Annotated in this window: 22 protein-coding genes; 11 read left to right on the top strand and 11 right to left on the bottom strand. The window is 61.6% G+C overall.

Annotated elements, in window-relative coordinates; translation table 11 throughout:
* Positions 1–63 precede the first annotated feature (63 nt).
* On the bottom strand, positions 64–1,626 hold the full coding sequence (locus tag JEY66_RS15035) for an ABC transporter substrate-binding protein (RefSeq protein ID WP_016844671.1): 1,563 nt from the start codon (positions 1,624–1,626) through the stop codon (positions 64–66).
* A 337-nt stretch (positions 1,627–1,963) separates the two neighbouring features.
* On the opposite strand from JEY66_RS15035, the gene JEY66_RS15030 reads away from it, so the two are divergent.
* The 3 genes from JEY66_RS15030 to JEY66_RS15020 all read left to right on the top strand — a co-directional run bounded on the left by JEY66_RS15030 (position 1,964) and on the right by JEY66_RS15020 (position 6,090).
* Positions 1,964–2,773, top strand: coding sequence for an HAD-IIA family hydrolase (locus JEY66_RS15030; protein ID WP_038375837.1), 810 nt, complete (start codon positions 1,964–1,966; stop codon positions 2,771–2,773).
* Entirely contained in the window at positions 2,770–3,753 is a 984-nt protein-coding gene (locus tag JEY66_RS15025; protein WP_041482946.1) for a phosphotransferase enzyme family protein, read from the top strand. The genes JEY66_RS15030 and JEY66_RS15025 overlap by 4 nt, the downstream gene beginning before the upstream one ends.
* Positions 3,754–3,930: 177 nt before the next feature.
* Entirely contained in the window at positions 3,931–6,090 is a 2,160-nt protein-coding gene (locus tag JEY66_RS15020; RefSeq protein WP_018272938.1) for a N,N-dimethylformamidase beta subunit family domain-containing protein, read from the top strand.
* Positions 6,091–6,376: 286 nt separating this feature from the next.
* On the opposite strand, the gene JEY66_RS15015 is transcribed toward JEY66_RS15020, so the two are convergent.
* The gene (locus JEY66_RS15015) at positions 6,377–6,991 is read right to left on the bottom strand and encodes a CapA family protein (protein ID WP_016844676.1); all 615 of its coding nucleotides are present in this window, start codon (positions 6,989–6,991) and stop codon (positions 6,377–6,379) included.
* An 82-nt stretch (positions 6,992–7,073) separates the two neighbouring features.
* On the opposite strand from JEY66_RS15015, the gene JEY66_RS15010 reads away from it, so the two are divergent.
* The gene (locus JEY66_RS15010; RefSeq protein WP_016844677.1) at positions 7,074–7,370 is read left to right on the top strand and encodes a hypothetical protein; all 297 of its coding nucleotides are present in this window, start codon (positions 7,074–7,076) and stop codon (positions 7,368–7,370) included.
* Positions 7,371–8,117: 747 nt separating this feature from the next.
* Here JEY66_RS15010 and JEY66_RS15005 read toward each other — a convergent pair.
* The gene (locus JEY66_RS15005) at positions 8,118–8,309 is read right to left on the bottom strand and encodes a hypothetical protein (RefSeq protein WP_075968915.1); all 192 of its coding nucleotides are present in this window, start codon (positions 8,307–8,309) and stop codon (positions 8,118–8,120) included.
* A 342-nt stretch (positions 8,310–8,651) separates the two neighbouring features.
* Between JEY66_RS15005 and JEY66_RS15000 the strand changes: the two genes are divergently transcribed.
* The gene (locus JEY66_RS15000) at positions 8,652–9,050 is read left to right on the top strand and encodes a response regulator transcription factor (protein WP_018272940.1); all 399 of its coding nucleotides are present in this window, start codon (positions 8,652–8,654) and stop codon (positions 9,048–9,050) included.
* A 267-nt stretch (positions 9,051–9,317) separates the two neighbouring features.
* Here the strand turns inward: JEY66_RS15000 and JEY66_RS14995 are convergent, their stop codons facing one another.
* Complete coding sequence (locus tag JEY66_RS14995; RefSeq protein ID WP_018272941.1) at positions 9,318–10,178, bottom strand: oxygenase MpaB family protein; 861 nt, start codon at positions 10,176–10,178, stop codon at positions 9,318–9,320.
* Between JEY66_RS14995 and JEY66_RS45120 the strand changes: the two genes are divergently transcribed.
* A complete protein-coding gene (locus JEY66_RS45120; RefSeq protein ID WP_253623039.1) occupies positions 10,104–11,909 on the top strand; it encodes an FAD-binding oxidoreductase in 1,806 nt (601 codons plus the stop codon). The genes JEY66_RS14995 and JEY66_RS45120 overlap by 75 nt on opposite strands.
* Positions 11,794–12,204: an FAD-linked oxidase C-terminal domain-containing protein gene (locus JEY66_RS45705; RefSeq protein WP_307724562.1), complete on the top strand. Its 411-nt coding sequence runs from the start codon at positions 11,794–11,796 to the stop codon at positions 12,202–12,204. Before JEY66_RS45120 ends, JEY66_RS45705 begins: the two co-directional genes overlap by 116 nt.
* Before the next feature lie 242 nt (positions 12,205–12,446).
* On the opposite strand, the gene JEY66_RS14985 is transcribed toward JEY66_RS45705, so the two are convergent.
* Entirely contained in the window at positions 12,447–12,665 is a 219-nt protein-coding gene (locus JEY66_RS14985) for a hypothetical protein (protein ID WP_016844683.1), read from the bottom strand.
* Between the two features lie 1,134 nt (positions 12,666–13,799).
* Between JEY66_RS14985 and murJ the strand changes: the two genes are divergently transcribed.
* Positions 13,800–15,329: a murein biosynthesis integral membrane protein MurJ gene (murJ, locus tag JEY66_RS14980; protein ID WP_016844685.1), complete on the top strand. Its 1,530-nt coding sequence runs from the start codon at positions 13,800–13,802 to the stop codon at positions 15,327–15,329.
* Positions 15,330–15,803: 474 nt separating this feature from the next.
* Here murJ and JEY66_RS45440 read toward each other — a convergent pair whose 3' ends face one another.
* A complete protein-coding gene (locus JEY66_RS45440) occupies positions 15,804–15,992 on the bottom strand; it encodes a universal stress protein (protein WP_018272943.1) in 189 nt (62 codons plus the stop codon).
* A 327-nt stretch (positions 15,993–16,319) separates the two neighbouring features.
* Complete coding sequence (locus JEY66_RS14970; RefSeq protein WP_016844687.1) at positions 16,320–16,772, bottom strand: host attachment family protein; 453 nt, start codon at positions 16,770–16,772, stop codon at positions 16,320–16,322.
* A 126-nt stretch (positions 16,773–16,898) separates the two neighbouring features.
* On the opposite strand from JEY66_RS14970, the gene JEY66_RS14965 reads away from it, so the two are divergent.
* The 3 genes from JEY66_RS14965 (at position 16,899) to JEY66_RS14955 (ending at position 18,916) form a co-directional block, all read left to right on the top strand.
* Positions 16,899–17,582 (top strand): CBS domain-containing protein, encoded by a 684-nt coding sequence (locus JEY66_RS14965; protein ID WP_026193111.1) that lies wholly within the window; start codon positions 16,899–16,901, stop codon positions 17,580–17,582.
* Between the two features lie 466 nt (positions 17,583–18,048).
* Positions 18,049–18,561 carry a hypothetical protein gene (locus tag JEY66_RS14960; RefSeq protein ID WP_125459146.1) on the top strand — a complete coding sequence of 171 codons (513 nt, stop codon included), beginning with the start codon at positions 18,049–18,051 and terminating at the stop codon, positions 18,559–18,561.
* A gap of 199 nt (positions 18,562–18,760) precedes the next feature.
* Positions 18,761–18,916 (top strand): hypothetical protein, encoded by a 156-nt coding sequence (locus tag JEY66_RS14955; RefSeq protein WP_016844689.1) that lies wholly within the window; start codon positions 18,761–18,763, stop codon positions 18,914–18,916.
* Positions 18,917–19,121: 205 nt separating this feature from the next.
* Here JEY66_RS14955 and JEY66_RS45435 read toward each other — a convergent pair whose 3' ends face one another.
* From JEY66_RS45435 to JEY66_RS14935, 4 genes are all read right to left on the bottom strand, one after another.
* The gene (locus tag JEY66_RS45435; RefSeq protein WP_016844690.1) at positions 19,122–19,466 is read right to left on the bottom strand and encodes a hypothetical protein; all 345 of its coding nucleotides are present in this window, start codon (positions 19,464–19,466) and stop codon (positions 19,122–19,124) included.
* Positions 19,467–19,642: 176 nt separating this feature from the next.
* Positions 19,643–20,764 (bottom strand): ABC transporter permease, encoded by a 1,122-nt coding sequence (locus tag JEY66_RS14945; RefSeq protein WP_016844691.1) that lies wholly within the window; start codon positions 20,762–20,764, stop codon positions 19,643–19,645.
* Positions 20,765–23,503, bottom strand: a complete 2,739-nt coding sequence (rbbA, locus tag JEY66_RS14940) for a ribosome-associated ATPase/putative transporter RbbA (RefSeq protein ID WP_018272946.1) — start codon at positions 23,501–23,503, stop codon at positions 20,765–20,767.
* Positions 23,500–24,588: an HlyD family secretion protein gene (locus JEY66_RS14935; protein ID WP_016844694.1), complete on the bottom strand. Its 1,089-nt coding sequence runs from the start codon at positions 24,586–24,588 to the stop codon at positions 23,500–23,502. The genes rbbA and JEY66_RS14935 overlap by 4 nt, the downstream gene beginning before the upstream one ends.
* Between the last annotated feature and the right edge of the window lie 250 nt (positions 24,589–24,838).

Here is a 24,838-nt window from a genome sequence, read left to right as displayed (position 1 = left end):
CGACCAGTCCGGCCTGCGTTCGCGAACCGGCAGGCCGGGCGTACCCGGCCTGCCGAGCAATCATCATGCCAATGTTGCCTTGGTCATGTCCTGCATGCCGTTCGGATAGATGTACAGACCATCCAGCTTCTTGCTGTAGGCATGGATGAAGACCGAGGTGAACAACGCGAGCGCCGGGGCCTTCTTGGCGATGGTCGGCAGCGTCTCGGTCTGCAGGATATTCTTGCGCTCCTCGATTGTCGTGGCGTTGCGCTCCTTGTCCAGCACCGCGTCGATGTCCTTGTCGACGATGCCGGTGATGCGCTTGGAGGAGGAGTGGAAGTGTGTGCGCAGGACGAGATCCGGCTCGGGCGAGCCGGTGCACCAGCCGCAGTCGATCATGTTGCCCTCACCGCCGCCGGGCTTGTCGTAAAGCAAATTACCCCACGCCGCGACTTCGAGCGTCTGCAGATTGACCTTGAACCCCTGCTCCTGGAGCATGCCGGTAATCAACTCGGCATATTCCTTCGTCTTCGGATAGAAGCCGACCGACGTGTAATAGGTGAGCTCGGGCAGGCCCTGGCCTTTGGGGAAGCCGGCCTCCGCGAGCAGCTTCTGCGCCTTGTCCGGATCGAATTCAGGATAGTCGGCCACCTCGGCATAGCCGAACTTGACCGGCGAGATGTGCGCCTTGGAATAGATGCCGGAGACGCCGAGCACGTCGAGCACCTGCTTGCGGTCGATCGAGTAGCATGCGGCGAGGCGAATCCTCGGATCGTCGAACGGCTTCTTCGAGCAGCGGAAGAACAGGTATTTGTTCTCGACCGAAACCGCCTTGTGGATGCTGAAGCGGGCATCCTTCGAGATGGTCTCGACCTGCTCCTGCTCGAGCCGCTCGATGATGTCGGCCTCGCCGTTCAACAGCGACAGCGTGCGCGTCGTGGTGTCACCGACGAAGTGATACTCGACACCCGGGATCTTCGCTGCGCCGAGGAAGAAGTCGGGATTGGCGGCGAGAACGGTGGTGTCGCCTTTCTGCTCGACATATTTGTAGGGGCCCGTGCCGTTCATGCGCGCCGAGAGCTGCGCCTTGTTGGCAACGTCCTTGGCCGACATGATCGGCAGGAAGGACGACAGATAGTAGTAGAGCGTCGCCGGATAGCCCTGCGCCTTGGTGTTGATGTGGCAGGTGTAGTCGTCGACGACGTCGACGGTGACGAGACCGGGGTACCACTGCGCCGGACGATCGGGTTGGCAGCCATATTCGTAGGTCGCCTTGACGTCGGCCGCTGTGAACGGGGTCCCGTCATGAAATTTGACGCCCTTCCTGAGCTTCACCTCCATCTTATAGGTGTCGATGGGCTTCATCGATTCAGCCAGCTCGAAGATCAGCTCGTCCGGTTTCTCCGGCCGCATCGGCGCCCGCGTCAGATAGCCGAACACGAAGCCCTCGACGATGAGCTGGCCGAGATTGGTATGGGTGGTTGGGTCCCAGTTGCCGGTCAGCGCTTCCGCGCCAAGAAAGCGCAGTGTCTTGCCCTCGGCGGCAAAGGCGGAATTCACAAGAAAGTCGGGATTGACCCGCCCGAAGCCGAACGCCGCGGCCCCGGCCAGTCCCCCTAACATCAAGTCTCTGCGGTTGATCATATGGTAATCCCTCGATGATTTCGGCAACGCTGAAACTGCTCTCGAGGCCGCAAGGCACTCAGCCGTTTCGATCGTCTTGCACAAATCGTGGCTTTCACGCCTGCAAAGCCTAGACCAAAGACGGCAATCGCCCGATTCCTGCTGCTCCACGATTCCGTTGCTGACACTCCCGGGGCGCCGCAGTCGCGCACAGAGATTTTCCGCTCCCGGAAACATGACGCACGGCAAGCAAGGACACCTCTCCAGTGTGCAGCACACAAATCATGGATGCACAGAGCAGCAACGCCATGCCGGCAACCGTATGATCACGCTCGCGGAACTGAACGGAATCCCAGCATTGGAACAGCGTGTTGCTCCGGCCGACCATCCCATTCGCGGCATCATCTCGGATCTCGACGGTGTCGCCTATCGCGGCGACACTCCGATCGAAGACTCCGTCAAGGCATTTCTCGGATGGAGCGAGCGGGGCCTGCCCTATGCGTTCGTCACCAACAATTCGACCAAATCCGCCGCGCAATTTGCAGCCAAGCTGAGCCGCATCGGCATTCCGGCCGAGCCGTCACAGGTCTTCACGACGATTTCGGCGGTCACATCCCTGCTCGAACGGCGCTGGGCGCGCACCACGCCCGTGTTTGCGATCGGCGAGCGACCACTGCTCGAGGCGATCGAGGACAGCGGCTATCGCCTGACCTGCGTCGAACCCAAGATCGTCGTGCTCGGATTCGATGCCGCGTTCGACTACGTCAAGCTGCGTACCGCGGTTAGGGCCGCACTCGCCGGCGCAACCGTCATCGCCACCAATCCAGATGTCCTGACGCCGGTTCATGACGGCTACGATCCTTGCGTCGGCGTGATCACGGCCGCGATTGCGGCGGCCGTTCCCAATACGAAGCCGATCGTGCTAGGCAAGCCGCAACCGTTCCTGATCGAACAGGCGCTGGCGCATCTCGGCACCGCCCGGCATGAGACCGTCATGGTCGGCGACCAGATCGGCACCGATATCGCCGCAGGAAAGGCCGCCGGCATGCGGTCGATCCTGCTCGCCAGCGACGTCCCTTTCAATGCGGTTGCAGACGTCGTTCCCGATCGCATCATCGCGAGCCTTCTTGACCTCGCGCCCCCCGAGACGGTCGGTTGGCCGCGATGATGACTCCCGGCCTCATCGAGAGCATGCAGGCCTCTCTCGCGGCGAGCCTGCCGCGCTGGGGACTATCATCGCAATCGACGCTCGTCTTTCTCAGCCATTCCGAGAACACCACCTTTCTTGCGCAGGACCCGGCCGCTCGGCAAAAACTCGTGTTGCGCGTGCAGCGGCCCGGCTATCACTCGCCGGACGAGATTGCGTCCGAGCTCGCCTGGATCGACGCCGTGATCGCAGACAACGTGGTGCTCACGCCGCGCCCGGTCGCCGATCGGGAGGGACACCTGTTGTGCCCCATTCCCCTGAGTGGCGCGACGCGACACGTCGTTGCGTTCGAATTCCTCAGCGGCAAGGAGCCGGACGCCTCGGACGATCTGGCCACCTGGTTCGGCGAGCTCGGCGCGACCAGCGCGCGGCTTCACGCGCACAGCCGCCGATGGACAATGCCATCAACGTTCCAGCGCAAGGTCTGGGATTTCGATGCCATGCTGGGCCGCCGGCCACTATGGGGTGACTGGCGCGCCGGTCTTGGCCTGCGCGACGATGGCCGCAGGCTGCTGCAGAGGGTCGCCGACGAACTTGAACGGCGCGTCGAGGCTTACGGACGGAGCGAGCAGCGGTTTGGCCTCGTTCACGCCGACCTCCGCCTCGCCAACCTGCTCGTCGAAGGCGACCGGCTCGGCGTCATCGACTTCGACGATTGCGGCTTCTCGTGGTTCTTCTATGACTTCGCCGCGGCCGTCAGCTTCATCGAGCACGAGCCGGTGATGGACCTGCTCCAGCAGTCGTGGCTTGCGGGATACCGGACCGTCGCACCGGTCTCGCGCGACGACGAGGCCATGCTGCCTGCGTTCGTGATGCTCAGGCGCATGCTGCTGACGGCCTGGCTCGCTTCGCATTCGGACACCGAAACCGCACGGCGCCTGGGTACGGGCTACACCGACGGAACGGTCGCGCTCGGCGACCGCTTCCTGCGCGGATTGTGACGCGGACTTTCGGGACCAGCCGCGGCGCGCCTGTCCTCTTCTCCAGTGTTGTTGCTCCCGGACTCCAGAATGCCGCAACAGATGTTTCCCCGCCGGCTTTGATCCGCGAATGATGGGCGCGCGCTCGGACATTGCGCGTCCGAAGCGGACTTAACCAGCGAGCGTGGGCGGCGTCAGATGGATATCCAGGCTTATTTCGAGGAGTGGTCCTGCGAGCCCGGCGATGTCGTCCGGCTTGCGATCAGCACGCCGCACGCCACCGTCCGCGCAAGCCTCGTGCGACTGGTCTCGGGTCCCGGGCGCGACGAAGCGATCGAGGGCAAGGTGGTCGATTTCTCGTCGGTGCTCGACCGCACCGTTTCCGGCGGCGTGCAATCCACGGTGGTCGGCTCGCACGCCGAATTTCCGCTTCCCTCACCGATCAAGGATACGGCGATCAGCGTCCATTGCTGGGCATGGCCGACCGTCCCCGAGCGGAGCGCGCCCCAGGCCATCTGGTCGATTGGCGACATTGCGCTCGTCATCGTCTCAGGCGGTCTTGCGCTTCGAATGGGCAGCGCACCGCTCGCGGTCTTGCCGGATGCGATCATCGCCAAACACTGGTATTCGATCCTGACTACCATCGGCGACGGCGAAGTCTGCATCGACCTCAGGCGTCTTGATGCCAAGGTTGGGGCACAACGCACGCTCTGCGCGGCGACCGGCGCGACGGCAAATGCGGCCACGCTCCGGCTCGCGGCGTCCGGCATCGGCCCGTCCGGGTCGCCGTTGGAGCCATATAACGGCAAGATCGACTCGCCGACGCTGCACCTCGCGAAGCCATCCGCAGAGACGATCGCCGCATGGCACGCAGGGAAGACTCCCGCGCAACCGGCATGGGCAGCATGGAAACTCGGCAGGGACTTCGCGTCAGAGACGATTGAGCCGGACGCTGGAGGCGGAAAGGGGCACCTTGTCAACGGCGTCGAGCGCGGTGTGACCGGACGTAACTGGGACGGGCGAAGCGACTCCTTCGTCGAAGTTCCCGAGCATTACTGTGCGCTGCAATTCCACGACGACGACATGGTGGATGCCGGCTGGCGGTATAATCTCGAATTCCACCTGCCGGAGGACTTTCAAAGCGGAGTCTATGCAGTTCGGCTCGAGGCCGGCGGAAGCCGCAATCATTTTCCGCTGTTTGTCAGGCCGGTCCCGGGCACCTCGGCACCCGTGCTGTTCCTGGTGCCGACCAACACCTATCTGGCCTATGCGAACGACCACCTGGCCTCGCTCGATTTCTCATCGGTGATGCCTCATGACAAGGTGGTGCCCGAGGACGAACAGTACTTGTTCTCACATCCGGAGCCGGGCCGCTCCTGCTACGATACCCATGCCGACGGAACGCCGGTTCGCTATTCGGGCCGCAGACGGCCGCTGTTCAACGTCCGCCCTGGTTTTCCGAACTGGCTAACGGGCTCGTATCGTCACTTTCCCGTCGACATGTACATCATCGAATGGCTGGAGCACCTCGGCATCGAATATCATGTCGCAACCGACGAGGATTTCGAACGTGGTGGCCGCAACCTGGCCGACCGGTACGCGGCGATCGTCACGGGCTCGCACCCGGAATACTGGACACGAACCGGCCTCGATATCCTCGACGGATACCTGCATGACGGCGGCCGGGTCATGTATCTTGGCGGCAACGGCTTCTACTGGGTGACGAGCCGGCTCGGTGCAAAGCCCTGGGTCATCGAGGTGCGCCGCGACAACAGCGGCACGCGCTGCTGGGATGCCCCCTATGGCGAACGGACCCATGTTGCGACGACTGAAGCCGGCGGCATCTGGCGCACGCGCGGCCGCGCCCCGAACAAGATGCTAGGCGTGGGCTTCGCATCGGAGGGATGGTCGAAGGGCTGCGGCTATCGGCGGCTGGAGGCGAGCTACAATTCGCCCGCCGCGAAATTGTTCGACGGCATCACTGAGGAAATCGTCGGCGATTACGGCTACGTGCTGGGTGGAGCGGTGGGAGACGAGGTCGACAGGTACGACGTTACGCTCGGGAGTCCCGAGCATGCCTATGTGCTCGGGACTTCGACCGGGCTTGGCAACGAGTATCAGCTCGTCATCGAGGATCTTACTCTTTCGCTCCCGGATCAGGGAGGCGCACAGCGGCCTGACGTGGTGAGATCGGACATGGTCCTGTTTCCGATCGATGGAGGCGGCTGGGTGTTTTCGGTCGGCTCCATCGCCTATGCCGGCGCCCTGGCCTGGAACGGCTGCGACAACGGTCTTTCGCGCCTGACGGCGAATATACTCAGGGCCTTCACCGGCAAGGAGCCGGTGCTCGGAGCATGAGACCGTCAGTGCGACTTCGCCCCTGAAACGAAAGGTCAACGATCCTCGTTCGGCCACTCATAACGTTCTGGTTGCAGGTTTGAGTGCAAGAAGATCAACATCTTACTGGATACTCGTTGTCCCCCAGCGCGGCGACCGCAGCGATACGTGCTTCTTTTTCGTTCGCGCGCAAGTTCACAAAGGCGACGAGCATCGCATGGTGAGTGCGATACGGTGGTACATGGAAGATCCAGGGCTTTTCCGCCCAAGGAGAATGTCTGACAGGCGGCAGGCGCTTTCCTCGCAGTCAGGAGCGAGGCCTCTTGCTCCCCTGATTGGATATCGCTCGGCAAAACAACGGCTCGGGGGAGTCAGCAGCCGCGTTAACCTTACCAATACCCTCAAGCCGCAGGTGAGTGGCCCTCGACAAGACGATTGAGTCTTCGAGTTTCCTGTTCAGCTGCTCGAAACGGCCGAGAATGTCCTTGCCCGCGCCGGTGTCTGCACTATGTACGCAGATATCGTTGTGCTCGTTGCGACGGACCGGTAGTAATTCAATTTCGGTGATCTTCTTTCCCGCGATCAAGCACCGCAGCGCCAGACCATCGAGATGACGGCCGCGCATAACGTCCCAGTCGAACGCAAAATTGCCAAGGCTGTAGAAGATCGGCTTACCCTGATAGATTTCGCCGGCCTGGACCACATGCGGATGGTGGCCGAACACCATGTCTGCCCCCACGTCGATGGCGGCTCGGGCTATTTCGCGCTGATATGCGACTGGCTCCTCTTTGGACGACACGCCCCAATGGCATGAAAGGATCACAAGGTCGACCTTGGTCCGCAGAGCGCGGACATCGTCCCGCATAGCCTCGAGTTCGTCGGCGTCTGCGAATGTATGCGTGATCGGCTCAGCACCCGGCATTTCCAGCGCACGCGTGCCCGGCTCATAGGCGGCGTGGGCCTAGATGGTGGCGCATCCGGGGCTGTTGGCTGACGCGGCGTGATTGCTCGGCCAGAACACCGGCTCGCGCTCTATCGCCTACACCTATAACGACCCGGTCATCTTCCTCGAATATGCCGTGGACGTTGCAAAGGTGGCGCGCCGTCGCGGGATCAAGAACGTGGCGGTCACGGCGGGCTGCATTAACGCGGCGGCGCGGGAGGAACTCTACACCTTCATGGACGCCGCCAACGCTGACCTCAAGGCGTTCACCGAGACGTTCTACAAACGGCTGTGCACCGGCCAACTTGGCGCCGTCCTGGATACGCTCGCGTATCTGAAGCACAACACGAGGGTCTGATTCGAAATCACAACGCTGCTGATCCCGGGTCACAACGACAACTCAGAGGAGGTAAAGAAGCTGAGCGAGTGGGTGATGACAAGGCTAGGACCCGACGTGCCCTTACATCTCACCGCCTTCCACCCTGACTACAAGATGCTAGAACTGCCCCGTACGCCGGCCGTCACACTGGACGAGGGCTCGCGATATAGCGCGCGAGGTCGGGCTGCACTTCGTCTACGCCGGGAATGTCTATGACGAGAGGGGCCAAAGCACGTACTGCCCGGGCTGCGGTGAGCGGATCATCGGCCGAAATTCGTATGACATCACCACTTGGCGGCTCACAGGGGACGGCCGTTGCAGTATTTGCTCGACCACAATCTCTGGCCTGTTCGAGACCCACCCGGGGCAACTGGGGGCAGCGGCACGTCCCGATCCGGATCGGCAAACTGGAACGCTCTTGAGTGAGAATGATGGCCGGCGCCGAAGCTCCTCACTGCTGTGCGCATGCAAGTATTTGCCAAATCGAAGGAAAGGGATTCTGAAGGCAGCTCCTGATCTGAAGGGAGCGGCTGATGCAACGATTTGACGAGTGCTTTGAGGATTTGCCGGACCCGCGGGCCGACAACGCGCTACATGACCTGACCGAGATCTTGTTCATCGTAAAGCGGACAGCGGGCGGCTTGTTGGCGAAGAGGCGCTTCAAGGGGGCGGCCTTCGGGTCGCCTACGACATTGCTATCGATGGCACTGGTGGCTGCGCGCAATGCTACCGCTGATGTCCCAGTCCAATTCCCAGCTGTGATGCTTTGACGCGCAGCGCACCGATTGTCCGCTTAGTCGCCTTCGCAACTCTTCCGATCGGCGTGCGTGCCTTTGAATGCGCCTTGAGTTCCTTGATGTCGTTCTTAGTCCACTCGCGCCGCTTCACGGCTTTCTTGGTTGCTTTCTTCACAATCATTGCTCCTTTCAAGAGGAGCGGCTTGTAACACAGCTTTTCCGTGGTGACGACTGTCGAAAAAATGAAACGATCACAGGAACTCTCGTAGCTGTGCTAACTCAACGGCATGCTCATGTGATAAGCGGCTCCCACCAAGGCCCCGAAGGCCGCCAAGAAGCCGGCATCCAAGCCACACCGCAAGTCCGCGTAGCCGGGCAGTGCGCGCAAATGGCCCAACCCGAAGGACCAGTTCCTCGCCAACGGGCTCGTTAGGCCCCTTGTTTAGCAGCTGGGTTCGATTGCGTCGCCGCTATTTTGATCTAACGCAAACTTGCGGGGGCTTCAAAATGCCAACCTACACCAATGTTGGTATCAGCGAGTCTGGCGTCCGGGTGGATTGCCGTAGTCGACGACGACGTATCACTCCGGGAAGCAATAAGCAGCCTCCTGCGCGCACACTCTCTGCACGCCAGGACCTTTGGCTCTGCGGAGGCATTCCTTCCGGCACTGGTGACCGGGATGCCAAGCTGTGTCATTTTTGACATGCATATGCCGGGTAGGACCGGCCTTGAGCTGCTTCAGCATTTGAGAGCTAACGGTTTTCAAATTCCCGCAATCATCATTACGGCAGGCGCTAATCCGAGATTACGCGAACATTGCGAGGCGGCGGGCGCCAGCGCTTTTCTGACGAAGCCGCTTGATACCGACTTGCTGCTTTCTGCTATCGAACAGGCCACCAGCAGCGCACGAGAGGCAATCTAACCAGTTTCCGTCACGCCGCGCGGTCTTCACATCGAGCAGCGAACATACGGCATTTCCACTGGCACCGGCTCCTTGGAGCTGAGTGTGATCCTATTCTCTCCGGAGATTTTCAAGTCGAACTCTGGGTCTGAAACCGCGACACCGTCCGAGCAGGACGCAATCACTCGCACATTCCGCTCGTCATCGTGCAACGATTTGACAGTGCATTCTTGAGATGCGCCGGTTATTTGCTTTCCCTGGACGATGAAACCGCTGTCCGGGACAGCTTCACCTGTTCCAGCGGTCATCCAACTGGGGGCGTCCTATCCAGGCCCTGTTCAGGCACCGCGTTGTCCAGCCCAGCTGCGTCGTTCCCTGCAGTCGCGCTTGAGCCTCCTGGTAGGGGCCGACGTAGCGAAGCTGGGTCGGTATTTTGGGATAGATGCGTCGTATCCGCGCAACGGCACGCTGTGCGGCCTTCCTGTCGCGTTCGTCAAAGGCCAATCCGAAGCCGGTGCGCAATCGGTCCGGCAGCAGCTCGGCACTCAGGGTTTGATACCAGCGCGGCGACCGCAACCATGGTCGTCCACCGGCGAAGATCTGTCGGGCCACCTCGCGCGCGGCCGTGCTGACGGACAATGTATCCGATTGCATCATCTCCGCGGTGTAGGCCGCGAATGAATCCCAATCCGCCGGCAAGTCGCTCGACGTCAGCCCGAACAATGCCCCAAACAGCCGGCTTTCGGCCCAATAGCGCTCGCGCTCTTCGACCGAGAACGGAGGCAGGATCAGGTCGTGGACGGCCAGAGCGGTGTCGACGAGGGTCGCGTGAACCCAGCGCAACGCTGCGACCTCATTGGCGCGGTAGAGCGAGCCGCTCTCGAACGGACCGATTGCATCGGGCAGGCGGCCAACGATCATGGTATGGCGGCGGTGCAGGTGCCGGGCAGCGGTAAGGGCCGCATCGAGCGAGCCGAACACCATCGTAAACACCACGCCAAAGGTTCGATGGAAGCGACCGATCGGATCCGCGAAGGTCCGCGAGTGCTCGGCCACGGCGGCGGCGACCCAGGGATGCGCCAGCTGAAGCAGCAAGGCACGACCGGCGCCCAAAAAGGTGATGGCTTCCCGGTCGATCCGCCAGGTCATCGAGCCTGGACCAAAGATGCCCTCGACCGGCCCGGCGGCCCGAGCCCGGACGAAATCAAGAGCGAGCTCAAGGTCGCTTTCAGAGACCAAATGCGCACCTTCCGAACCAGACGGAGGGATTCCGCTGTCCGTGCAGTCTATCGCAATTCAGCAAGCCAAAGCTCTCTCAACGTGTCGCATGATGTCCACCCGCGCGGAATACGGCGGCCTGACATTTGGTCGTACCCCATGCGGGTAGGACTGAGCCGGGTGCAGCGGCTGCTGCGGCGCCGTTTGCTGAAGGAACTGTCCCGCCGCCGCCGTCTTTCATACTCCCGCTCGAAAGCGTATTGTTTCGATCGAACGAGCTCACTCTGCAGCGCTGTCGTTCAGAGCATCTTGTTCTTCGATTCAGAAAACTCTCGAAACGAAACGCGGGGAACGCTCATGACCGGCGCGAGGCTGAAACATTACGGCTGGGGACGGGAGGGCGAAGGCATGAGCGCGGAAGAGCGGGCGTTCGTCCTCGGCCGCTACCATGCCAAGTTTGGCGCCGGCGAATTCGACACGGTCACCGTTCCCGGCCTTGAAGAGCTGTCCTTGCGGGAGCCGCGCGTGGTGCCGCCAGCTTCGCTCACGCCGTTCTGCACGACCGAACGCTACGACCGCGCCGCGCACACTTACGGCAAGTCCTATCCGGATTATGTCAGGGCCATGCTCGGCGATTACGATTGCGCGCCCGATGTCGTGGCCTATCCACGCAACGAGTCGGAGATATCGGCGGTCATGGACTGGGCGGGGTCCGTCGGCGCTTCGCTGACGCCGTTCGGGGGCGGATCGACCGTGTGCGGCGGCGTCGAGCCGCAGGCCGATGGCATCAAGCACAAGGCGGCCGTCACGCTCGACCTGCGCAATCTATCCAACGTCGTCGAGGTCGATCCGGTCTCGCGCGCCGCATTGATCGACGCCGGCACCTATGGTCCATCGCTGGAAAACCAGCTCAAGCCGCACCGCCTCACGCTGCGGCATTTTCCGCAGAGTTTTGAATATTCGACCCTGGGCGGCTGGATCGCGACGCGTTCGGGCGGCCACTTCGCCAGTCTCTACACCCATATCGACGATTTCGTCGAAAGCCTGCGCGTCGTGACGCCGGTTGGCGTCGTGGAGACGCGCCGGCTTCCCGGTTCGGGTGCGGGGCCGAGCCCCGACCGCATGTTCATCGGCTCGGAAGGAATCCTGGGCGTGATCTCGCGCGCATGGATGCGATTGCAGCAGCGTCCAAAATTCCGCGCCGGCGCATCGGTTCGCTTTCCCACTTTCTTCGATGCCGCGCGCGCGGTGCGTGCGGTCGCGCAAGCCGGCCTCTATCCGTCCAATTGCCGCATCCTGGACCCGCAGGAGGCGTTCAACACCGGCGCGTCCGACGGCAGCTCCGCCATCATGGTGCTGGCATTCGAATCGGGCGATCATCCCCTCGACGCCTGGTTCAAGCGTGCGCTCGAATGCTGCGCCGACCACCGCGGGACACCGGAGCCTGCCGAGGCCGGCGACGCGCATCTCGAAGGCGCGGCAGGCATCTGGCGCAACGCGTTCATTCGCATGCCCTATGCGCGCGAATTCTTGACCGCCCGTTGCTATCATCAACGATACGTTCGAGACCGCCATCACCTGGGATCGGTTCGAAACCTTTCACGATCAGGTCAAGGCGGCAACCGAACGCGCAATTCTGCAAGCGACCGGGGTGAAGGGTGAAGTCACCTGTCGCTTCACCCACGTCTACCCGGACGGGCCGGCGCCCTACTTCTCCTTCCACGCGCGCGGTCGCCACGGTGCGCTGCTCGCGCAGTGGAAGGCCATCAAGGACGCGGCGAGCGACGCGCTGATCGCGGCGGGCGGCACCATCACGCACCACCATGCCGTCGGCCGAGATCACCGACCCTGGTATGACCGACAGCGGCCACAGCTTTTTGCCGCCGCGTTGCGGGCCGCCAAGCGCGAACTGGATCCCCGCGGCATGCTCAACCCGGGCGTCCTGATCGATCCTTAGGCGCATGCCGTTGACGCACGCGTAGTGATCCCAAGTTCAAGGTGGAGACCTATGACGAGAGAATTGGAAGGCAATTTTGATCGCCATGTCAGGCGTGGATATTTTCGCCGAAGCGTGGCCAGGGAAGTCACGCGATCAATTCCTTCAGTCAAAGTGATTTGCAGAACGCGAATGAAAAACGCTGCGCTGTTTGCCCTTGGCTTGTTGGTCGCTGGTGTTTGGTTACAAGACAGCGCCAGCTGTCAGACGTCGCTGGCCCCGCCGCTTTCGCTTGCTCCGCCGCCGCCATTGAGTGAACAGGGGGCGGCACCTCCGGCCGCCACCAACAGCGTTTGGCCGCCGATGGCGGCACCCAGCGTGTCGCCGCGGGCGGCTGCCAAAAGTTCCACGCCATCATCAAAGAGCAGTCTTGGGTCGTCACCGGCGACGGATGACGTTCCGCCGCCGGCGGTGACCGCCAAGGGTTCGGTATCACCCCGAGCCGCTAAAGATGTGCCACCACGGGCGACCGCCGCGGGCGCTCCACCATCTGCCACTGTCAAGGACACGCAGTCGGCGCCCGACAACGTTTCGCCAGCACCGGTGATCGACAGGCTGCCGCCGCCGGCCAAGCCGGCCACCGATTACGATGGCTTTAGCGTCGGCATCGTCGACGACAATGACGCGTCAAGCCGGACGACGCGACCTGTCAGGTCGCGCCCGGCGAAGCCGTCCAAGCTCGGTCAAGAAGCGGATCGTGTCTCTGGGCAGCGATCGGGTGATCCCGCGGAAGATGACAAACTGAAGGGCAAGCTTACGATTTGCCGTGGCTGCAAGTAGCAGGTCGCCGCTCCGGTTGCGTTCGTCAATTGGCTCACCGGACAGACGTCGCGTTCGGGGGCTCACGCCGCGATTTTCGCAGAAGCCGACCTGACGCTGGTCATCTGCCGCCTCGGCCTCGCCAGTAACTATTCGTTGGGCTTCGATGATTGTCGATGATGCCTGCGTGCGTGGCCCAAGTGTAGATGTGTCTGGTTTGCGCCAAGAGCTGCCCCTTACGCGCATTTTGACCCTTTGCGGGCCCAAAGGGGTCCTCGCGCCGCCGTGAAACAGGCGCTCTTGCGCGCGGCCTTGAAGCGGCTAACCGGGCCTCAACACATTTCTGGGACGGCGGCGATTCTCCTCGCCAAATGGGACGCGGCCCTGCCTGAATCACCAGTTGTGCCGCTCTCATTGTTCTTGAGCTTGCCTAGCCACGTCCACGGCGGAGCGGCGGGGGGCTGCTGGCACAAAACGCCGCCGGATGCTCCCGTTGTCGAACTGGATCGTCATGCCGTTAGGTGTATGGACCGCACTGATGTTGAAGGCATCGATCCAGATGCGATTTGCCCGATAGAACCAGTCCGGCTCGGCGCGGAAGGCTCCCCGCCCTCCGTCAAGAGATTGAGCTCGGGTCCATTCTGCGTGACATAAGCCAGCTTGCCGCCGCGACACATTTGAACGCACTGATAGGTTCCGGTCAGGTCAACAGATTGTGCGGATGCACTGGTAGCCGCCAGCGCGACGCCAATTCCGAGGATCAGCGATAACCGGCTTCATGAACACTTGGCCGGACCTTGGGTGCCAGCCGCCAGGCCGATCTCTACTTCGCGAGCTTTACGTTACCGGACTTCCTGAACTACCTGCTTGCTGCTGGCGCGCTGTCAATCGTGTTCATTCCGATCTTTCTGTCGCACCTGCAGCGAGGTGATGAAAGACGGGCCTGGATTTCGTTCAGTGTCATCGCGAATTTCATCTTGCTGGTTGGTACGGTCGGCATCGCGGTTCTTATGGCGCTTGGGCGGCCATTGGCCGAACTGGTTGCCCCAGGCATCACCGATCCGACGGACATCGACGCACTTGTCCGTCTAACGCGCATCATCCTGCCGGCCCAATTCTTTCATGTGGTGGGTGGACTGCTATCGGCAGCGCTGCAGGCCCAAAATCTCCATGCACTTCCGGCTCTGGCGCCGCTGGTCTACTCCGCAGGTATCATCATCGGTGGACTGATCGGTGCTTACTATCCCCAGCTGGGTGCCGAAGGCTTTGCTTGGGGCGTGCTGGTCGGGTCCATCGCGGGTCCCTTCGCCTTGCCACTTTACGGTTGCATCAAGAGCAATATGCGCTGGCTGCCGTTGATTTCGTTCAGCGATCCAGACCTGAGACGCTATCTCTGGCTGTCGCTCCCGATCATGATCGGCTTTTCGATTGTGATCGTGGACGAGTGGATCGTGAAGAACCAGGCTTCCTATCTCGCGCCGGGGACGCTCGCCTACCTGCAATATGGCCGGACCTTGATGAAAGTCCCGATCGGGATGTTCGGGATGGCGGTCGGCGTCGCTTCCTATCCGACCATTAGCGAACTGGTCACGGCGGGGGCCATCGTCAAGGCTTACGCTCTGTTATGCCGAGCCGTGCGGCTGACGCTACTCCTCACATTTGCGGCGCAAGTGTGCCTGACCATCGCAGGCTTCGAGGCGGTCTACCTGATCTGGGGCCTTTCCGCTCACCGTTTCAGCCTCTCCGACGCGCAAGAAACCGCCACCGTACTGACCTTCCTCTGCATTGGCCTCAGCGGCTGGGCAGCGCAGACGCTCATCAGCCGCGGCTTCTATGCACTGGGCAGCACATGGCTGCCGACACTTATCGGCACGGTGATCGCTGCTGCCATGACGCCCGTCTACGTTGCGTTACGCCTGCGAGGTGGCGCTATGGGCCTGGCCGTCGCGAGCTCGGCAGCTATCATTATCTATGTGATGGTGCTTGGCTGGCTACAGCGCCGCCGCTTCGAGCGCGAGGCAATTGCGAGAGGCACAACGCTTGAGGGATCGCAGGGAATGCTGCGGGTCGCGCTGCGCCTTGCGATGTCCGCGGTCGTAGCGACGGGCCTCGGCCTCCTCGCCCGTATTCAACTATTGCAATGGCTGCCGGATGCAAATGCAATGACGGTGATCGGTCGTGCCACGCTGCTTTGTATGCTCGGGATCGGGCTATATTGGGGGATGGCCCATTTGCTTCGCGTAGGCGAGATCGCTGAGATTCAAGCCGTCTTGTTACGCAAGATACGCCCAGCACAGGCCCCAGATACGCCGCACCAGGATTCATAAACGAAACCACCCCAGCCCCGGTACAGACTATGACCCTGACGAACGTGATATTCGCGGCTGTTGTCTTCACTGGCGTCGGCACGATCTGGCCGGATACATACGACGTCAGAGCGTGACAGGAAATGTAAGGGGCCATGACGCCCTATCCTGCGTCGTTACCGATCTCGTCGCAGGAACGGACGTGAAATTTCGCTGAGCGCGGGTCATATGAGTTGAGGGACTCTCCCGGAAAGGGAGGCCGGTTACATCCACCGCGTTCTGCCACAGGGCGACGATCCTCGCCCGACTGCGGCATAACCGAGCGAAGCGTGTGGTGTCGGCCGGGACTTTGCAAACGAGCGCAGGACCAACACAAAACACTCGCGCGCAGAGGGAAGCGTGGCTTATCTTCATTCGACGACTGCAACCCGGAACCACACCACCTTCTATCCGATTGCTCTATCAAATCGCGATTTAGCTTTGGCTGGCTACTAGCTAATGTGACGTCAGCAGGCAGATCGCAGCTTGCTGCAGCAAACCGCGCGTCATGCCGCCGAACATCCATTCCCCCAGCCGGCTATGTCCGTAACCTCCGGTGACTACAACCCCGATATGGGCCGCATTCACGCGGGGTTCAAACTCGAGTTCATCCATTACATCCTGACGCAATTTCAATGCACTCATGACTACCTTCGATCCGCCTTCAAACACTCAAATGAAGCGCCCGAGACCAAGGATTTCGTCGCGCTGGTTCAACCGGCAACCCTCTATTCATCAAACAAGGGACGTTCGGCCTTCCCGGGTGCGCCTCGTTCAACCGGTTCATTGCCGTCAAGAGGCAGGTCGCGCTCCACATCCGTCTGATCTTGATCGATCAGGCTTGGCGCCTCGTCTACTTCGTCGCTCGGCGCGTGCCGCTCCTTCCGGGGGCCTGAGGCTCCATGGTTCCGTGTTGCTGACTTGAGCATTTTTCGTCCTCACGACGGCGGCGAACAATAGCTGGCGCCGGAATTAAGCCGGAGCTTCCAACAGATGTTTCTCGATTTCCCAGACTGGCAGCTTGGTGAGATCCTTCGGAATCTCGGCCACGACGTGACGACAGACGTCGGCGTGCAGGGCCATCCTCAGTTCGCCCAACGTTCGCGGCGGAGCAACAATGACGAACATCTTCGCGCTTCCACTGCGAAGGAGCTGCTCCGCCGCGATCGCAACCTGCTTCGTGAAACGATGTTCTTCGATATCGTGCCAGTTCGGCGACTCGACGGCACTCCGCTGCCCTGAATGCGGTCCCTTGCTCAGCCGTCCCGGTCGGTCGGTCCCTTGCATGCGCGTTGCAGGGCTCTGATGCTCGAATACAGCCTCGGCCTTGAGGTTGAGGGATTGCGCGTCGCCTTCGTTACGGAGGAAGAGGGCCTTGCGCCCGTCGCCGACAAACACGACGGCATCATGTGGAACTTTCGTCATCGAACTCCCCCATCATGCGGTAGACAACATTAGTGCAGCGACGATGCTGAAGAATTGATCCGGGTCAATCACGGAAGAGGTAGATTCTGCGAAATGCTCTCTCGAAGACTGACGGGGAGTTTGAGCATGCAAGCACGCGACGTGATGGTTTCGCCAGTCATTACGGTGAGAGCAAGCGCAACCGTCCGGCATGTCGCCTCCATACTGCTCAAGCACCGTATCAGCGCCGTTCCGGTCGTGGATGACGGCAAGGTGATAGGAGTGGTCACGGAAAGCGACCTGCTCCATCGGACTGAGGCGGGGACCGAGCGTCCCTATTCCTGGTGGCTGGGGCTCCTGACCGGAGACGCACAAATGGCGTCCGACTACGTGAGGTCGCACGCGGTCAAGGTAAATGACGTTATGACTCGGGAGGTCGTGACTACCGGTCCAGAGACGCCCCTGCACGAGATCGCGATGCTACTCGAAAAGCATGGAATCAAGCGCATTCCGATCGTTGACAGAAACGACCAGCTTGTCGGCATTGTCAGCCGGGCCAACCTGCTCCAGGCCGTGGCGACTGCCCGTCCCAAGCTCGAAATCGCACTCTCAGATTCCGCGATCCGGCAGAAATTTCTTGCCGAGATTCGGCAGCAGCCGTGGGCCCACACATTCAACCTGAATGTGACCGTGCAAAACGGCGTCGTCGATCTCTGGGGTTATGCTCCGTCCGCCGACGAGCGCGCGGCGGTTCGGGTCGCCGCGGAGGCAATTCCCGGCGTTGTCCTAGTCAACGATCACCTTCTAGAAACACCGATGCTGGTGTACTGAGAAGAACCCCGCATAACTTGACCTGAGGTAATTGATCGATAAGCGGATCTTCGAAGGATTTGAAATTGTCAATGGCACCTCGGTGCCTACCAGTGCACGGGCCTGCAAGATTCCCCTCGCACTATGACGGGTACATCACCTCCACAGGAAGACCTAAAGGCGTCGGTCGAGTTTCCAGTTTTCACCTTTCGACGCCGCGTACACTTCTGATCGATTTGATCTCACGCAAGCTCCGCTCATTTCGTCCGCCTTCGTAGCTCTCATTCCTCCGGTCGCCAAAGCTGTCGACGCCGTTCCGCACTTCAACGTAGCCTCGACTTGCAAAGCCGAGATGATCGGCGGTTCGGGCGCTGGCGAGACACTCGACTCGTGCATGAGCGACGAACTCCGGGCGCGAGGCGAATTGACCGGGCAGTGAGCAGCGTATTCGAGGGCAGAGATGACCGCGTGCATCCACGAGACGAGCATGGACGGCACGCCCAGCTATATTGAGCTGGAGATCTGCCTGAAGATGTCGGCCAGCGCCAAAGCCTATCGCGAAAATCGAAGGGTACATGCGCACGTGAAGGGGCGGCGCTTGGGAACGGCAACTACGGAAGCGCCTAAGCCCGAGACTGTACGACTAGTGAAGGGCGGCGGGAATACCGCTTGGCTATTGTCGGCTGTGGGTCAAAAGCAATGTCCCGGCAGGCCCAGCCCGATGTCCGGTCTACCGTTGACAGCGGACCTAGCCACACCTGTGCAGGACGGCCGCATCCGCTACGCCCGCGAGCGCTCGCCCGGTATCTGGCTTTGGACGATCACTGTGACGATCCCCGACGCATCGTTCGGCTCGGCCGCGACGCTCGACGACACCAAGACGCAGTTCAAGGCGGCGCGGCAGGCGTTCAAGGACAAGCATGGGCCTGAGAGGTTGGCGAAGGTCCTACGAGGAAATGAACCACGCGAACCGGGCGGAGCGGTATCGGCGGTGAGCTAGTGCGGATGCATCTACCCTACGTACTTTCCCCGAACGTAGTCGACCGGAATAGCGCGCCCGGCGAAAACCGGGCAGAAGGGAAACGCTAGAATAAAGCGCAGATGGACCAGTATGGACGCGATGCCATAAGCGGTCGTCCGGACTCCGACAACGCGCTCCTACTACGCCTCCGGACGCCTAAGGAACGAGGAGCACCCAAATGATCGTCAACATTCAGAAGCTTAATGGCCTGTGGCACCTCATCGTCGGGTCGTGCAGAATCCAAACTCCGTTCCTGGAGACTCAGCAGCGAGAGCGGGTCGTCGCGTACGCCCGGAGAGTCTACCCCGGCGCCAAGATTTTCGAACGCGACTGATTCTAGCCGCTGTTCGCCTTCGCCGGCCTCCGGACTACGGCTTTCTGACCACCAACGCGGTGGTGAAGCCAATCCCGCTGATCCGGCGATGGCTGGCTAGAAGGCTGCGTTGGCATGTGCACCTGCCCCTGACCAGTTCGTCATGGTTCAATCAAGTCGAGCGCTTCTTCGCGCTCCTCACCGATAAGAAGATCAGGCGCGGCGTCTATCGCAGGGTCGCCGCCCTCAGGGCGGACATCACTTCGTTCATCGACCGACACAACGCCGATGCCAAGCCGTTCCGATGGACCAAATCCGCCGATGACATCCTTGCTTCCATCGAGCGCTTCTGCAGGATGTCGTCCAGCTCAGCAATGCCGTCTTCGACGGAGCGGTAGAGCCGCTTCAGACGATCTTCTGCGTCGCTCAGCTCTTTCTGCAGCGCCAGCAGCCGGTGGTCGGCGGACTCGCTCTTCGCAGCTTGGCGTTCGATCAGCGACTTCAGGAGCTCAACAATGCGCTCGGGTGCGAGCACGCGCTGCTTGAGATTGCTCAGCACGATGTCGTCCAAGGCCGCGGGTCGCATTGGGCGCAAGACCGGCTCCGCATGCTCAGCGCATCGACCGAGCTTTCGGCGTCAGCGCGCAACGACCAAGACGAGATTCTCGCCGTCTGCATTTTGCGCAGACGATGCCTAACATCCTCACACGCCCCTAGTCACTGGCCACCTCCGGCGTTGCGCGGCCGTCAGGCAGAGCTGAGCGAGGCCCGGAATCGGATCAGCGACAGCATCAGGAATAGCGAGGCGATCGCGGCGACCGCGACAAATTGCGGCCAGACCACGTCCAGGCCGGCACCGCGGTACAGGATAGCCTGCGCGAACAAAACGAAATGGGTCGAGGGCGAAGCCTGCATGGCGATAGCGAGCCAGTGCGGCATGCTTTCGAGCGGCGTTGCATTGCCGGACAGGATATTCATGGGAACGGCAACCAGCATATAGAGCAGACCGAGCTGCGGCATGGAGCGGACAACGGTGCCAAGAAACAACCCGATGGCTGTAGCGAAGAACAGGTAAAGCGTGGTGCCGAACATGAAAAGCGGGATCGAGCCGGCGATCGGAACCTGTAGAAGCGTGCGCACCACGAGGTGGAGCGACAGACCGACCGCCACAGCGATCACGAAGCCGTTGGCCCAGATCTTGGATATCGCAATCTCGAGCGGGCTGAGCGGCATGACCATCAGATGATCCATCGTGCCGTGCTCCCGCTCCCGGACGAGGGCGGCGCCGGCGAGGATGATCGCGAGCATGGTGACGCTCGAGATAATGCCCATCACGCCGGTGAACCAGGAGGTCGCCACGTTAGGGTTGAACGCGATTCTGACGGCGAGATTTACCGGCGACAATGGCACATGCTCCGCATGCGACACGAAGCGGGCGATTTCCGTATTGATGATCTGTTCGGCGTAACCCGAACCCAGTCCGGCCTGGACCATGGCGGTCGCGTCGACGTTAATCTGCAGGCGCGGTTGCCGGCCGGCCAGCAGGTCCTGCTGGAAGTCCGGCGGAATATCCATGACGAAGGTGTATTTGCCGGCGTTCATCAATCGCTCAACGTCAGCCTCTCGAATCGCCACCGGTGGCTTGAAATAGGGCATGAGAAACGCATGGGTGATGCGCCGCGACAGCTCCGAATGGTCCTCGTCGACGACGGCGATCGAGGCGTGATAGAGCTCCTGGGAGTTGCTCTGCGCCTGGCTGATTACCGCGAGCGAGAAAGAGTAGATGACGAAGCCGAGCAGCACCCAGTCAGAGAAGAAGCTGCGCAACTCCTTGGTGCCGAGCCAGAAGATGTTCGAGAGTAAACGCATCTATCGCTCCTGCTTGCGAAGCAAGAGCATGCTGATGATCGTCAGCACTGGGATGAACAGGGTGAGCAGCAGGATACTCGATCCGAGATCGGCGAATCCCAGGCCTTTGGTGAAGGTGCCGACGCTGATCGGGCGATAGTAGCTCATCGGGAAACCGAGGCCGATGATCTGCGCCGTGCCCGACAGCGAGGAGACCGGGGTCATCATTCCTGAAAACTGCTGGGCCGGCAGGATCGTGAGGATGGCGGTGCCGAACAGCGCGGCAATCTGGGTCTTGCAGAACGTCGAGATCAGCATGCCGTAGCCGGTCGTGGTGAAGACGTAGATGACGGTGCCGACCAGGAGCGCGGGAAAGCTACCCTTCAGCGGCACGTCAAAAAGAAAGATCGCCATGACGAACATGACGAGGAAATTGACCAGCGCCACTGCCACATAGGGAAGCTGCTTGCCGACCAGGAACTCGAAGCGAGTCACCGGCGTGACATAGAGGTTTGTAATCGAGCCGAGTTCCTTCTCGCGCACGACCGCGAGCGCCATCAGGATGGCAGGAAACAGCGCCAGCATCATGGCCAGCGTCGAGGGCACCATCGCGAAGACGCTGTCGAAATCCTGATTGTACTTGAAACGAATCTCGATATCCGCTGGAAGCGGCGCGGTCGGCTGCGTCGTCTTTACGGAGGGATCGCTCAGATAGAGCTGGTGCATGCCTTCGAGGTAGCCGCGGATGGTCTGCGCGCGGAACGGCATCGCGCCATCGATCCATGCGGAGACCCAGACCGGGCGTCCTCGCTTGAGGTCCACGCCGAAGTTTGGTGGAATTTCGATGCTGGCGTTGATGTCGCCGTTCTTCAGGCGGCGATCGATGTCCGCATAGTCGGCAATTGGCGGCTTCTCCACGAAGTACGGCGAGCCACGCAGCTCCTCCAGGTACGCGCGGCTTTCGGGAGTCTGGTCCCGGTCGAGCGCGGCGAAGGTGAGATTGTTGACGTCGGTGGAGATGCCGAAGCCGAAGACGATCATCAGCATGGCGGTACCGAACAGAGCGAACACCAGGCGGATTCGATCTCGCGACAGCTCCAGACCCTCACGCAGCGTGTAGGCGAGGAGCCTCTGAATGCTGAAGACTGCACGGCCGCGCCGCGCAGCCTCCTGCTGCAAGTCCGGTCCGGCGGCCCGCGCCTGGGTGATCGTGAGCGCCGGCACCGCGCCCGGCCGTTCCTGCTCGAGGAAGCTGATGAAGGCGTCTTCGAGGTCGATGGCGCCCTTCGCCTGGATCAGTCCGGCCGGGGTGTCGGTTGCAAGCACGCGTCCTTCGTGCATGAGGGACAGCCGGTCGCAGCGTGCCGCCTCATTCATGAAGTGCGTCGAAACGAAGATGGTGATGCCCTGATTGCGCGACAGGTCGATCAGGAGCTCCCAGAACTGGTCACGCGCGACGGGATCGACGCCGGATGTCGGCTCGTCCAGGATCAGGAGCTCGGGCCTGTGTACCACCGCGACTGCAAGGGACAGCCGCTGCCGGATGCCGAGCGGAAGCGCCGAGGCCAGATCGTCAATATAGTCGGCGAGGTCGCACTTCTCGACGAGCTCGGCGATGCGCGCGTTAACGGACGCGCGGGGCAAGTGGAACAGGCGCGCATGCAGCAGCAAGTTCTGGCCGACAGTGAGTTCGCCGTAGAGGGAGAATGATTGCGACATGTAGCCGACGCGACGGCGGGCCTGGATGTTGCCGGCCTCCAGCGCCCTACCGAAGATCAGCGCCTCACCCTCCGAAGGCGGCAGTAGCCCGGTTAGCATCTTCATGGTAGTGGTCTTGCCGCATCCGTTCGAGCCGACAAAACCGAAGATCTCGCCGCGGCGGATGGTGAAGTTCACGCGGTTGACGGCGGTGAAATCGCCGAAGCGGCAAGTCAGGTCGCGGGCGACGATCACGGGCTCGGCATCGGAATCGAGCGGTAGATCGACGATCTCCGCAGCTCTGCGCTGACGCTGCGGGAGCAGGGCTACGAACGCGTCCTCGATCGATTGCGCCGAGGTCCTTGCCTTCAGATCGGAGGGCGTGCCCGCGGCGAGGATACGGCCGTTGTTCATGCCGATCAGCCAATCGAAGCGTTCGGCCTCCTCCATGTAGGCCGTTGCGACGATCACGCTCATTCCCACCCTGCGCCCGCGCAGCCGGTCGATGAGATCCCAGAACTGCCGGCGCGACAGGGGATCGACGCCGGTGGTGGGCTCGTCCAGGATCAGCAGATCGGGATCGTGAATGAGAGAGCAGCAGAGTCCGAGCTTTTGCCGCATGCCGCCCGACAGGTTCCTGGCCGACCGGTCGGCGAAGGACGCAAGTCCCGTGCTCTCCAGGAGCTCCCCAACCCGCCATTCGCGCTCCTCGCGGGACTGGCCGAACAACCGGGCAAAGAATTGGATATTTTCCTTCACGCTCAGGTCGGGATAGAGATTCTTGCCAAGCCCCTGCGGCATGTAGGCGATCCGCGGACATATCGACGCGCGGGCGGCGGCATTGGAAATGTCGGCACCGAGAACGAAGACCTCGCCCTCCTGGATCTTCCGCGCGCCCGCGAGGATCGCGAGCAGCGAGGACTTGCCCACGCCGTCGGGTCCGATCAGTCCGACGAGCTGCCCCGCTGGCAAGGTGGCGGATACGTCATCGAGCGCGGTTGCGGAGCCGTAGAGGTGACAAAGTCCCCGGACGATGACGACCGCCTCATCATCACTCGTCATGGAGAACCCTCAAGGTTCTTCGGCCAAGCGAGCTTCGCATCCCAGCGGACGTAGGCCATGCCGGGCAAACCGCTTCTGACTGACTCGGCATGCTTGAGCAGGCGCTCCTCGTCGATGCGGGTGCGGATGCGGAACATCAGCTTGTCACGCTCCGTCTGGGTTTCAACGGTCTTTGGCGTGAACTGCGCATGGCTTGCGACAAAGGAGACTTTGGCCGGGATCGGATGATCTGGATAGGCATCAAGCACGATGCGCGCATCCGCGCCGACTTTGACCTTGCCGGCCTCCAGCGTCGGCAGATAGATGTCCATGTAGACGTAGGACAGATCGAGCATGGTGAAAACCTTGCCGCCACCGGGAAGGACCTCCCCGATATTGGCCAGCCGGTACTGGATCCGCCCGGCCTTTGGCGCAACCAGCGTGTTGTCGGCAATCTGCACCCTGTAGAAGCCCGCGTCATGCTGGGCCGCCTCCCGCGCATGCTGGGCGACCAGGACCCTGGCTTGTGCCGCGTTGAGGCCGGCGATCGCCGCGTCGAGTGACTGTTTGCGCTGGTCCGCGATCTCCTGGGTGGTCCAACCGTTCTTCAGCAACGAATTGGTGCGCCCCATCTCCTGTTCGGCGAGCGTCTTCGTCGTCTGCTGCTGCGCAAGGTTGGCCTGCGCTTCCTCGACGGCGCGCAGCGCCTGTCTGGTCTGGGCTTCCGCCTTGGAGAGCGATTGCTCGATATCTCGGGTGTCCATCCGCGCCAGCACCTGACCCGGCGCAACGATGTCGCCGATGTCGACCAGCAATTCGGAAACCCGGCCGGCAAATTTGGTCGCGATGTCGATCTCGTCCGCTTCGATGCGACCGTTGCCAAGGCTGATGCCGACCGGAAGAGGCGGGTGAGCCTTCTTCCAGACATAGTAGCCGGTACCGACGACGCCGCCCAGAACAACGAGAAGCACGGCGGCGATCTGCCGGCCGCGCCGCTTGAGCGCTGCCCGCCGTGCCAGTAGCGGGTGATGCGACTCTGACGGCACGAGCGAGGCGGACTGGTTCAGTATCGACGGTTCTTCCCGAAGCTCGTTTGGGGCTTGCATGATCACAGCCTCGAATTGCGGACGTTTTGCTATTTTCGCATCGCTGCATCGAGTGCGTTTGACCTGCCTCAAAGGGTTGTGCGCTTGCATCCCGCTGATCCCATTCCGCGCGAAAGTGGCTCGCGCCTAGCCAATCGGCGCGGCGCTGACGCTCCATCGCCGACGCCTTGCATGCTTGCCCGTCCCGGATGATCTTGTCGAACTCGGCACCATGCAGCGTGCCCTTGATGCGAAAGAAGATGGACAGGAC

The organism is Bradyrhizobium elkanii USDA 76, from assembly GCF_023278185.1.
Classification (GTDB): Bacteria; Pseudomonadota; Alphaproteobacteria; order Rhizobiales; family Xanthobacteraceae; genus Bradyrhizobium; species Bradyrhizobium elkanii.
This window is presented reverse-complemented; position numbering and strand designations above follow the sequence as displayed.